General features: G+C 64.8%; 10 protein-coding genes. 8 read left to right on the forward strand and 2 right to left on the reverse strand.

The annotated features are described in order from the left end of the window. Positions 1–46 precede the first annotated feature (46 nt). From ABIB80_RS20765 to ABIB80_RS20780, 4 genes are all read left to right on the forward strand, one after another. Positions 47–1,789, forward strand: a complete 1,743-nt coding sequence (locus tag ABIB80_RS20765; protein ID WP_007591232.1) for an ArnT family glycosyltransferase — start codon at positions 47–49, stop codon at positions 1,787–1,789. A gap of 1 nt (position 1,790) precedes the next feature. Next, positions 1,791–2,636: a phosphatase PAP2 family protein gene (locus tag ABIB80_RS20770; RefSeq protein WP_354128219.1), complete on the forward strand. Its 846-nt coding sequence runs from the start codon at positions 1,791–1,793 to the stop codon at positions 2,634–2,636. Between the two features lie 63 nt (positions 2,637–2,699). Further along, positions 2,700–3,446 (forward strand): glycosyltransferase family 2 protein, encoded by a 747-nt coding sequence (locus tag ABIB80_RS20775; RefSeq protein ID WP_007591225.1) that lies wholly within the window; start codon positions 2,700–2,702, stop codon positions 3,444–3,446. Then, the gene (locus ABIB80_RS20780) at positions 3,443–3,781 is read left to right on the forward strand and encodes a lipid-A-disaccharide synthase N-terminal domain-containing protein (RefSeq protein WP_007591223.1); all 339 of its coding nucleotides are present in this window, start codon (positions 3,443–3,445) and stop codon (positions 3,779–3,781) included. Before ABIB80_RS20775 ends, ABIB80_RS20780 begins: the two co-directional genes overlap by 4 nt. A 10-nt stretch (positions 3,782–3,791) precedes the next feature. Here ABIB80_RS20780 and ABIB80_RS20785 read toward each other — a convergent pair whose 3' ends face one another. Both ABIB80_RS20785 and metC read right to left on the reverse strand, forming a co-directional pair. Continuing rightward, positions 3,792–5,483 (reverse strand): Na/Pi cotransporter family protein, encoded by a 1,692-nt coding sequence (locus ABIB80_RS20785; RefSeq protein ID WP_354128220.1) that lies wholly within the window; start codon positions 5,481–5,483, stop codon positions 3,792–3,794. Positions 5,484–5,639: 156 nt separating this feature from the next. Beyond that, positions 5,640–6,824, reverse strand: coding sequence for a cystathionine beta-lyase (metC, locus tag ABIB80_RS20790; RefSeq protein WP_354128221.1), 1,185 nt, complete (start codon positions 6,822–6,824; stop codon positions 5,640–5,642). A 395-nt stretch (positions 6,825–7,219) separates the two neighbouring features. Here metC and ABIB80_RS20795 point away from each other — a divergent pair, with 395 nt between their 5' ends. The 4 genes from ABIB80_RS20795 to ABIB80_RS20810 are packed head-to-tail and all read left to right on the forward strand — an operon-like array spanning position 7,220 to position 11,733. After that, positions 7,220–8,236 (forward strand): amino acid ABC transporter substrate-binding protein, encoded by a 1,017-nt coding sequence (locus ABIB80_RS20795; protein WP_007591217.1) that lies wholly within the window; start codon positions 7,220–7,222, stop codon positions 8,234–8,236. Positions 8,237–8,261: 25 nt separating this feature from the next. Further along, complete coding sequence (locus ABIB80_RS20800; RefSeq protein WP_219680181.1) at positions 8,262–9,467, forward strand: amino acid ABC transporter permease; 1,206 nt, start codon at positions 8,262–8,264, stop codon at positions 9,465–9,467. After that, on the forward strand, positions 9,464–10,984 hold the full coding sequence (locus ABIB80_RS20805; protein WP_354128222.1) for an amino acid ABC transporter permease: 1,521 nt from the start codon (positions 9,464–9,466) through the stop codon (positions 10,982–10,984). Before ABIB80_RS20800 ends, ABIB80_RS20805 begins: the two co-directional genes overlap by 4 nt. An 11-nt stretch (positions 10,985–10,995) precedes the next feature. Beyond that, positions 10,996–11,733, forward strand: a complete 738-nt coding sequence (locus tag ABIB80_RS20810; protein ID WP_007591212.1) for an amino acid ABC transporter ATP-binding protein — start codon at positions 10,996–10,998, stop codon at positions 11,731–11,733. Positions 11,734–11,743 lie beyond the last annotated feature (10 nt).

Consider the following 11,743-nt stretch of genomic DNA (forward strand, 5'->3'; position numbering starts at 1 on the left):
GCCTCAAGCGGTTGTGGCGATGGCGGTTTCAGCGTAAGCGGAACCGATGGCTGAAACCTACCCAGCACCCCGTTTTGGAGCTCCCCGCGAGCCGAAATCCCCGGTGAATCCGGGCAGCCGGCTCGTGTTCATGTTCGACATCGCCACCGCCAGCCACGTCCGCGCGGTGAGCTTCCTGTTGCTGTGCGCGCTGCTGCTGTTCCTGCCAGGCTTCTTCACGATTCCGCCGGTTGACCGCGACGAGGCGCGCTTTGCGCAGGCCACCAAGCAGATGGTCGAGAGTGGCGATTATGTCGACATCCGTTTCCAGGAGGACGTCCGCTACAAGAAGCCGGTCGGGATCTACTGGCTGCAATCGGCTGCGGTCGAGACGGCGTCGGCGCTCGGTCTGCCGAAGGCCGAGTTGCGGATCTGGGTCTACCGGCTGCCGTCGCTGATCGGCGCGATCGGTGCCGTGCTCATGACCTACTGGACGGCGCTCGGCTTCGTCACGCGGCGCGCCGCGGTGCTTGCAGCACTTCTGATGTGCGCCTCCGTGCTGCTCGGGGTCGAGGCGCGGCTTGCGAAGACCGACGCCATGCTGCTGTTCTGCGTGGTCGCCGCGATGGGCGCGATGGGGCGGGCCTATCTGTCGTGGCAGCGCGCCGAGGACGAGACGCGTCCGCCCTGGAGCTGGCCCGCGATCTTCTGGACCGCGCTCGCTGTCGGCATCCTGATCAAGGGCCCGCTGATCCTGATGTTCGCGGGCCTGACCATTGTCGCGCTCGCGATCCAGGACCGCGACGCCTCCTGGCTATGGAAGTTGCGCCCGCTCTGGGGCCTGATGTGGATGCTGGTGCTGGTGCTGCCCTGGTTCGTCGCGATCTTCTGGCGCGCGGGCGATGCCTTCTTCGCCGATTCCGTCGGCGGCGACATGCTGAGCAAGTTGGGCGCGCAGGAATCCCACGGCGCGCCGCCCGGTCTGTATCTGGCGCTGTTCTGGATCACGTTCTGGCCCGGCGCGCCGCTCGCGGCGATGGCGGCGCCCGCGGTCTGGCGCGCGCGTCGCGAGCCCGGCGCGCAGTTCCTGCTGGCCTGGCTGATCCCATCCTGGATCGTGTTCGAGGTGGTGCTGACCAAGCTGCCCCATTACGTGCTGCCGCTGTATCCTGCGATCGCGATCCTCACCGCGGGCGCGCTCGAGCGGCGCGTGCTGTCCTGGTCCTGGCTGATGCGCGGCTCGGCCTGGTGGTTCGCGATCCCTGTTGGCGGCTCGATCATCGCGGTCGTCGGCGCGGTGATGCTGACTCGACAGCCTGCTTTCGTGGCCTGGCCGTTCATCGCGGCCTCGCTGATCTTCGGCCTGTTCGCCTGGTGGCTTCACGACAACAATCACGCCGAGCGCTCGCTGCTCAACGCGCTGGTCGCAGCCCTGATGCTCGCGGTAACAGTCTACGGCATCGTGCTGCCGTCGCTGACGCCGCTGTTTCCGAGCATCGAGATCGCACGCGCGCTTCGCAACGTCACCTGCGTCGGCCCGAAGGCGGCCGCGGCCGGCTATCACGAGCCGAGCCTCGTCTTCCTGACCGGTACGCAGACGCTGCTCACCGACGGTTCGGGCGCGGCGGATTTCCTGCGGCAAGGAAGCTGCCGTTTCGCGCTGATCGAGCAGCGTTCGGAGCGCGGCTTCGTGCAGCGCGCCGAGGCGATCGGGTTGCGCTATAAGGTCGGCACGCGCATCGACGGCTACAATTTCTCGCAAGGGCGTGCGATCTCGATCTCGATCTTCCGCTCGGAAGGCACCGAGTAGGATGTCGGCACCAACCGACATCGCGCCGCGCGCGAGCTATCCCGCGCAATTGCTCACGCTCTCGGGGCGCGCCCTGGCACAGCTCGTGCGCACGCCCTCGCATTCGCGCCGCGCCGAGGCCGCGCGAAAGCTGGCGCGGCATTCGCTGTGGCTGAGTGCGGCAGGTGCAGCCCTGGTCATCGCGCTGATGGTCGTGTTCGACCTGACCGAGATCCAGCTGATGCCGGCACGTGGCGCGCCCGGCCTGTGGCCGATCCGCATCCTCACCGATTTCGGCAAGGACGAGTATGTGCTCTCGGTGCTCGGGGGCCTGCTGGTGGTGCTGGCGCTGGTTGCGGCGGGATTGCACGGCACCAGCCGCGCGTTGCTGCTCGGCCTCGGCACGCGACTGCAGTTCATGTTTCTGTCTGTTGCCGTGCCCGTATTCGTCGCCGAGATCCTGAAATATCTCATCGGTCGGGGACGTCCGTTCGTCGGCGGCAAGGCCAATCCGTTCAACTTCATCCCGTTCGAGGGGACCGGGGCCTATGCCAGCCTGCCGTCGGGGCATGCGGTGACGGCGTTCGCGCTGGCGTTCGCGGTCTCGGCGCTGTGGCCGCGCCTGCGCGTGTTCATGTTCACTTACGCGATCGTGATCCTGCTGACGCGACTGGTGCTGCTTGCGCACCACCCGAGTGACGTTGTGGCCGGCGCCTTGGTCGGCTTGGTCGGCGCCTTGGCGGTGCGCTACTGGTTCGCGGCCCGCAGGCTCGGCTTTGCCATCCGTGCCGACGGCACCATTGTGCCTCTTGCAGGGGCGGTCTCGGGCCGCCTCAAAAGGGTTGCCCACGGGGCATCCGCCCCATAAAAGCGGCTGCCTGCCGGGACCGCCGGTTCCCGAGCCAAGCCAATTCTAACCACGAGCTTCGATTTGTCGTCCCAGCCTTCGGTTTTCCAGCCCTCGGTTTCCATCGTCGTTCCCGTGCGCAACGAAGCCGACAACATCGTGCCGCTGATCGAGGAGATCGTCGCAGCGCTCGACGGCCGCTGGACCTATGAGATCATCTACGTCAATGACGGTTCGAGCGACGCGACCGGCGAACGGCTCGGCGCGGTCATGAAGCAGCGGGACAATCTGCGCCAGCTGCGCCATGCCAGATCAGGCGGCCAGTCCGCGGCCGTGCGCAGCGGCGTGCGTGCGGCACGCGGTGCCATCGTGGCGACGCTCGACGGCGACGGCCAGAACAATCCGGCTTTCCTGCCCGACCTGATCGCGGCGGTCGAGAACGGAAGCAAGGTTGGACTTGCCGCCGGACAACGCGTCGGCCGCAAGGATACCGGCTTCAAGAAATTCCAGTCGCGCATCGCCAACGGCGTCCGCAACGCGATCCTGAAGGACGGGACGCGCGATACCGGCTGCGGCCTGAAGGCGTTCCGGCGCGAGGTGTTCCTGATGATGCCCTATTTCGACGGGCTGCATCGCTTCCTGCCGGCACTGGTGCGCCGCGAGGGCTACGAGATCGCCTATGTCGACGTGATCGACCGGCCGCGCCGCTCCGGCGTTTCGAACTACGGTTTCTTCGACCGGCTGTGGATCGGCATCATGGATCTCGGGGGCGTGTGGTGGCTGATCCGCCGCAAGAAGCCGACGCCGGATGTGACTGAGGTGACGGCATGATCATCCAATACGGTCAGGCGCTGAGCAATTATTTCTACGACGTCTTCGTGGCCAAGTTCGACTTCTGGCTCGCGTTCGGCCTCGTCGCGCAACTGTTCTTCACGGCACGCTTCCTGGTGCAGTGGATCGCGAGCGAGCGCGCCGGCAACAGCGTGGTGCCGATGGCGTTCTGGTTCTGCTCCATGGGCGGCGGGCTGATGACGCTGGTCTACGGCGTCGTCAAGCGCGAGCCCGTCATTATCCTCGGCCAGGCGCTGGCGACCATCATCTATATCCGCAACATCATGCTGATCGTGAAGAACCGCGGCCGCGCGTCAAAGACGCTGGAGCGCTGATCCGACGCGACTAGCGCGGCAAGGCCGACGCCGCGCCCGTTGCGGGCAGGGCAGCGGTCCCCGTCTCGGTCCTGCGATGGGGCTCGCCGGCTGCGTCGAGCACGGGATAGGCGACCGAGCAGATATGCGAGTGGATGCGGCGCAGGTCCCGCAGCACGTCGAGATGCAGCGACGTGGTTTCGATGGTCTCGGGACGGCCCTCGCGCAGGCGGTCGAGGTGGCGCTCGACGGCGGCAAGCTCGGTGTTGCGCAGCGCCGTCTTCTCCACCAGCAGCTTGCGCGCCTCGTTGGCGTCGCCCGACATGAAGACACCGAAGGCGATGCGCAGCGAATCCATCGTGCGCTTGTGGAAGGCGGCGAGCTCCTCGGCGCCCTCGGGCGAGAACTGGAAGCGGCGCTTGATCTTCTTGGTCGCCAGCTCGCTCAGGCTCTTGTCGATGATGTCGCCGATATGTTCCAGATTGATGGCGAAGGAGATGATCTCCATGGCGCGCCGGCCCTCGCTCTCGTCGAGGCTGCCGCGCATGAGTTTCGTCACGTAGAGCTTGATGGCTTCGTCGAGGCCGTCGACGATGTTGTCCATCTTCGAGACCTGGTCGACCAATGCGCGGTCGCCGCTCATCATCGCCGCCATCACCTTGCGCAGCATGACTTCCACGAGATCGCCCATGCGCAGGGCTTCGCGGCCGGCATCGGCCAGCGCCAGCGACGGCGATTCCAGCGCGGTCTCGTCGAGATAGCGCGGCCGGGCCGGATCGGCCTCCTGAACACGATCGGGCAGGAGCCGGGTCAACAGGCGCGACATGGTATCGAGCAGGCCGATGAAGATCATGGCCGTACCGACGTTGAAGGCGATATGAAACGCCGCCGTCATCCTGGCAAGATCAGGCTGCCAAGCGTGGAAGTGCTCGGCGATCGGGCCCAGGAAGGGCAGGACGAGCGCGATCCCGATCACGCGGTTGACGAGATTGCCCACCGGCAGGCGATAGCTGGCGGGATCGTCGCGTCTGGCGCCTTCGAACACAGGATTGATGGCGCTGCCGAGATTGGCGCCAAGCACCAGTGCGAGCGCGGCGTAAGGCGAGATGAACTGCGAATAGGCGAGTGACATGATCAGCAGCACGCTTGCGACGCTCGAATGCACCGCCCAGGTGACGAGCGCCGCGATCAGGATGCACAGAACGGGATCGCCCGTGATGGAGGACATCATGACGCGGACGCCCGGTGCGTTCTCGGCCGGGGCCAGCGTGTCGAGCAGGATGTGCAGCGACAGCAGCATCAGTCCGAGACCGATCGAGACACGGCCGACATCCTTGATCCGCGAGCGCGGACCCACGCGGAAGGCGACCAGTCCGAGCACGAACAGGACCGGCGCGACGGCGGCGATGTTGAACGACAGCACCTGCACGATCAACGTCGTGCCGACATTGGCGCCGAGCATGATGGCAAGCGCGGTGACAAGGCTGAGCAGGCCCTCGGCTGCGAACGAGCTCGTGAGCAGCGCAGTCGCGGTGCTGCTCTGGAGCAGCGCCGTCAGCCCGAGACCGGCAGCAAACGCGTTGAAGCGGTTACCAAGAGCCTTGCCGAGCAGCCGTCGCAGGTCCGGGCCAAAGGCACGCAAAATCCCGCTGTGGACCATGTGCAGGCCCCACAGCAACAGCGCCACGCCGCCCATCAGATCGAGCAGTACCAACGTTCCCATGCTCCGAGTCCGGATTGGAGTCGATTGGTGAGGCTAGCGCCAAATGCTTGAGGTTCAAACCATTTGTTGGCGCAGGGGGCATCAACGTTTGCAGCGGCTACACGTTCCTGCGGCGCGCGTTGGCGCGTCCGCAGGCGCAGTGCCTTGTGAACAGGCTCACATTGCCGCTTTGAGGGCAGCGAAGCCGCGATCGAGGTCGGCCTTGAGGTCGTCAGTGCTCTCCAGCCCGATGTGCAGACGCAGGGTAGGGCCGCCCGGCGCCCACTTGGTCGCCGTGCGATAGCCGTCGCAGTCGAAAGGAATCGCAAGGCTCTCGAAGCCGCCCCAGGAAAAGCCCATGCCGAACAGCTTGAGCGTGTTGAGCATTGTGTCGACCGCCTTCTGCGGCGCCGGCTTCAGCACGATGCTGAATAGGCCCGACGCGCCCGTGAAGTCGCGCTTCCAGATCGCATGGCCCGGATCGGTCTCGAGTGCCGGATGCAACACGCGCGCGACCTCTGGCCGGTTGGCGAGCCAGCGCGCCATGTCGAGGCCGGAGCGATGATGCTGCGCCAGCCGCACCGACAGCGTACGCAGGCCGCGCAGCGCCAGGAAGACGTCATCGGGACCGGCGCAGACGCCGAGCAGGCGGATGCCTTCGGCGATCTGCGGCCATGCCCTGGCATTGGCCGAGATGGTGCCGAACATGATGTCGGAATGGCCGCCGATATATTTGGTGGCGGCCTGCATGCTGATGTCGACGCCCTGTTCGAGCGAGCGATGATAAAGCGGCGTCGCCCAGGTGTTGTCGTCGATGACGAGCGCGCTGCGCGCATGTGCGACATCGGCGATGGCGCGGATGTCGGGCATCTCGAACGACTGCGAGCCGGGCGCCTCGACCAGGACGGCGCTTGTGTTGGATCTGAACAGCTTGTCGATGCCGGCGCCGATCATCGGATCGAAGTAGGTGGTCTCGATGCCGTAGCGGGTGAGCATGCCATTGCAGAAATTGCGCGAGGGCCGGTAGACGTTGTCGCAGACCAGGATGTGGTCGCCGGCCTTCAGCACCGAGAGCAGGGTGGTGGAGATCGCCGACAGGCCCGACGGCACGATGCCGACGCCGGCGCATTGTGGCCCCTCCAGCGCCATCAGCGTCTCCTGGAACGCCTTGGTGGTGGGGGAACCATGGCGACCATAGGTGAACTCGCCGCGATGGGCGTGCAGGTCCTCGGCGGTCGGATAGAGCACGGTCGAGCCGTGGAACACCGGAGGATTGACAAACCCCTTCTGCGCCTTGGTGTCGCGGCCGGAGGTGACCAGCCGGGTCTCGGCGTGCTGTTCGGAGGGGTGTGAGGAATCCATGCGTCTGCTTTCAAAAGCGCGTTTCCACCAGGCGCGCTGCGCCCGCGGGCAGGCCGAAAGGCCGCTGTCGTTAATAACAGAACACAGAAGAGTCCCGTCAACCCCTTGACCCGGCACGCCAGCCGTTCTGTTATCGCAGGTGCTATTCAGTCGCCGCATGTTGAGGGGCCTGCCGCGACCTTCGATCCATCGCCTGACCGGACCACGCGCCACAGCCGTAACGGCGGGCGCCTTTCGGCGGGGATTAAGGTAGGGCCTCCCGGGATCGGCGGGTGATCGGCAAGGTTTTCCAGCATGACTCTTGCAGGGCTGGTCCTGATACGGCTAGCCCTGGCAGAGACGATCGCAAAGACAACGTTCCTGACCTTGAGACGACTTTGAAAGGCCCCAAGCCCATGAAACGCGTAATCCTGGCTCTCACTCTCGCCCTCGCCGCCGGCCTGACGGCCCAAGCCGCCGAGGCGCAAACGCTCAAGACCGTCAAGGACCGCGGCATGCTGTCCTGCGGCGTCAGTCAGGGCCTGCCCGGCTTCTCCTCGCCGGACGACAAGGGCAACTGGACCGGGCTTGATGTCGACGTCTGCCGCGCGATCGCCGGGGCGATCTTCAACGATCCGACCAAGGTCAAGTACGTGCCGCTCTCCGCCAAGGACCGCTTCACGGCGCTGCAATCCGGCGAAGTCGACGTGCTGTCGCGCAACACCACCTGGACCATCTCGCGCGACACCTCGCTCGGCGCAAACTTCACCGGCGTGACCTATTATGACGGGCAGGGCTTCATGGTGAAGAAGTCGCTCAAGGTGAACTCGGCGCTCGAGCTCAACAGCGCCTCGGTCTGCGTCCAGACCGGCACCACCACGGAGCAGAATCTCGCCGACTACTTCAAGGCCAACAACATGAAGTACGAGGTGATCGCGTTCGGCACCAACGACGAAACGGTCAAGGCCTACGAGGCCGGGCGCTGCGACGTCTTCACCACCGACCAGTCGGGCCTTTACGCCAACCGCCTGAAGCTTGCCAATCCCGGCGATCACATGGTGCTCCCGGAAATCATCTCGAAGGAGCCGCTCGGACCGATGGTGCGCCACGGCGACGACCAGTGGTTCGACATCGTGAAATGGACGCTGTTTGCCATGATCACCGCCGAAGAGCTCGGCGTGACCGCGAAGAACGTCGACGAGAAGGCGAAGCAGGAAAATCCGGAGCTGAAGCGCGTCCTCGGCACCGACGGCAATTTCGGTGAACAGCTCGGCCTGAGCAAGGATTGGGTGGTGCGCATCGTGAAAGCCGTCGGCAATTACGGCGAAGTGTTCGACCGCAACGTCGGCGCAGGCTCGCCGCTTGGTATCAATCGGGGACTCAACAATCTCTGGAATAAGGGCGGTCTCCAATACGCGCCGCCGATCCGCTGACCCCGCCTGACCCGCGCTCGCGGCGATGAGCATCGAGGCCCGCAAACCCCCGCCCCAGATCGCGCTGAAGATCAGGCGCGTCCTGGGGGGCAAGACAGGCTGGAACGGCATCGCCGTCCAGTTTGCCTTCGCTGCGGTCCTGGGCTGGATTGCCTATGAAATCGTCTCCAACGCCCGCGCCAACCTCGAGAACCAGCACATTGCGGCCGGCTTCGGCTTCCTCGCGAACAACGCCGGTTTCGACGTCAATCAGACGCTGATCTCGTATACCGGCTCGGACACGTTCCTGCGCGTGTTCCTGGTCGGGCTCCTCAATACGCTCGTGGTCTCGGTGGTGGGCATCGTGTTTGCCACCGTGATCGGCTTCATTGTCGCGCTGTGCCGGCTGTCACCCAACTGGTTGCTCGCGCGCATTGGCGAAATCTATGTCGAGATCATCCGCAACCTGCCGGTGCTGTTCCAGATCCTGTTCTGGTACCTGGCGGTGCTTGCTGCCTTGCCTAATCCACGACAGAGCATTTCGCTGCTCGGCATCGCTTTCGTCAGCAATCGCGGTCTCGTCATTCCCCGGCCGATCGGCGAGAGCGGCTTCGAGGCGTTTCTTGTGGTGCTGGCGCTCGGCATCGTGGCTTCGGTGGTGCTGCGCATCCACGCGCGCCGGGCGCTGTTCCAGCGGGGGCAGATGATCCGGATCTGGCCCTATGTGCTGGGCCTGCTGTTCGGACTGCCGCTCGTCACCATTCTGGTAGCGGGTCTGCCCTTCAGCTTCGAGCTGCCGCAGCTCAAGGGCTTCAATTTCGCCGGCGGCTCGCGGATCATCCCGGAGTTCGTGGCGCTCACATTGGCCTTGTCGACCTATACGGCTGCCTTCATCGCCGAGATCGTGCGCGCGGGCATCCTCTCCGTCCACAGCGGGCAGATGGAGGCGGGATCGTCGCTGGGCCTGAGCCGCGGTACTACGCTCCGCCTGGTGGTCGTGCCGCAGGCGATGCGCGTCATCGTTCCGCCGCTGACCAACCAGTACCTCAATCTCACCAAGAATTCGTCGCTGGCCGTCGCGATCGGCTATCCTGACCTTGTCTCCGTGTTCGCTGGCACGTCGCTGAGCCAGACCGGGCAGGCCATCGAGATCATCGCTATGACGATGGGCGTCTATCTCCTGATCTCGCTGATCACCAGCGCCGTCATGAGCGTCTACGGTTGGCGCATCAGCCGGAGTCTCGGCGCATGAGCGATATCACCTCGTCCAGCTTCGTCCGCCAGGATCTTCTCGACGAGCGTCCCGCGCCGGTGAAGACCACGGGCTTCGTCGGCCTGGTGCGGACGCGCCTGTTCAACTCGCCGACCAACATCCTGCTCACGATCGTCGGCGCCTTGCTGCTATGGTTCACCATCATTCCTTCCGTCAGATTCCTGATGGTCGATGCAGTCTGGACCGGTAAGGATCGCACGGCCTGCCTCGCCGAGAACGCCGGCTTTACGGTCGGCGCCTGCTGGCCCTACATCCAGGCCAAGCTGCCGCAACTGATCTACGGCTTCTACCCCGAAGCCGAACGCTGGCGGGTCAACCTCACGCTCGTCCTGTCGGTGGTCCTGTTGGTGCCGTTGCTCATTCCACGACTGCCGTCGAAAGGATTGAACGCAGGCCTGTTCTTCTTTGCGTTTCCAGTGGTCGCATTCTTTCTGCTGCATGGCGGCGGCATCAAGGGATTTGGCCTGAGCTGGACCGCTGACCTGCTGCAACTGTTCGACGACAGCATCATCGGCGCCGGCAAGGCTCTGCTCGGTCTCGGCAAGACATCCTCTGCCGCACCGCTGTTGTGGGTCGTCGGCAATGTCATCGTGCTCGTGGGGACCGCGATCTACTGGCTGATCTTTCCGCTGACCTGGCTGCGTGACCAGCTGCAGGGGACGGGCCAGTCGGTCTGGGCCGATTTCGCCATCACCGCCGCGATCGTCTCGCTGATCGCCTTCGTTCTCGGCGGCGGCCTCCGCACGGGGGGGCGGGCCCTGACGTCCAGCGTCGTCACCTTCGCCGCCATCGCAATCGTGATCAAGCTGATGGGGCTCGATCACGGCGGACTGCCGATCGTGCAGACGAACCTGTGGGGCGGACTTCTGGTGACGCTGGTGGTCTCCGTCACGGGCATCGTCACCTCGCTGCCGATCGGCATTGCGCTGGCGCTTGGCCGCCGCTCGACCATTCCGCTGATCCGGATCTTCTCGATCGCCTTCATCGAGTTCTGGCGCGGCGTGCCGCTGATCACCGTGCTGTTCTTCGCCACCTACATGCTGCCGCTGTTTCTGCCGGGCAATTTCACAGTCGACGGGTTGGTGCGTGCGCTGATTGGAATTTCGCTGTTCACGGGCGCCTATCAGGCTGAGAACGTCCGTGGCGGGCTGGCTGCTATCCCGCGCGGGCAGGGCGAGGCGGCCGCGGCATTGGGGCTGTCCTGGTGGAAGACGACCTCGCTGATCGTGCTGCCGCAGGCGCTGCGCCACGTCATTCCGAACCTCGTCAACAGCTTCATCTCCCTGTTCAAGGACACGTCGCTGGTCTCGATCGTGGCGCTGTTCGATCTGCTGGGCTCGCTGCGGGCGTCGTTCTCGGATCCGAAATGGTCGTCGCCGTCGACCGCGTTCACCGGGTTCGCCTTCGCCGGGATCATCTACTTCATCTTCTGCTTTGGAATGTCACGCTACTCGCTCTTCGTCGAGCACCGCCTCAACGCTCACCGCCGCAACTGATCGAGGTCACCATGTCCGACCCCATCGTCAAAATTTCCGGCTTGAACAAATGGTACGGCGAATTTCACGTGCTGCGCGACATCGACCTTGCGGTCGAGAAGGGCGAGCGCATCGTGATCTGCGGCCCCTCCGGCTCGGGCAAGTCGACGCTGATCCGCTGCATCAACGCGCTCGAGGAGTTTCAGGAAGGCGAGATCGTCGTTGACGGCATCGAGCTCGGGCCGAACCTGAAGCATGTCGATGCGGTGCGGCGCGAAGTCGGCATGGTGTTCCAGAGCTTCAACCTGTTTCCTCACCTGTCCGTGCTGGACAATTGCACGCTGGCGCCGATCTGGGTGCGCAACATCCCCAAGAAGGATGCCGAAGCGGCGGCGATGAAGTTTCTGGAGCGGGTCAAGATCCCGCACCAGGCCAACAAGTTTCCGGGGCAGATGTCCGGTGGTCAGCAGCAGCGCGTTGCGATTGCCCGCGCGCTGACGATGAACCCGAAGGTGATGCTGTTCGACGAGCCGACCTCGGCGCTCGACCCCGAAATGGTCAAGGAGGTGCTGGACACCATGGTCGACCTTGCCGAGGAGGGCATGACCATGCTGGTCGTCACCCACGAGATGGGCTTTGCCCGCGAGGTCGCCAACCGCGTGGTGTTCATGGACGCGGGCCAGATCATCGAAGCCAACACGCCCAACGAGTTCTTCGCGGCCCCGCAGCACGCCCGCACAAAACTGTTCCTGAGCCAGATCCTGCGCTGAGCACCTGCAA

The sequence above is a fragment of the Bradyrhizobium sp. i1.15.2 genome, assembly GCF_040548425.1.
Lineage (GTDB): Bacteria > Pseudomonadota > Alphaproteobacteria > Rhizobiales > Xanthobacteraceae > Bradyrhizobium > Bradyrhizobium canariense.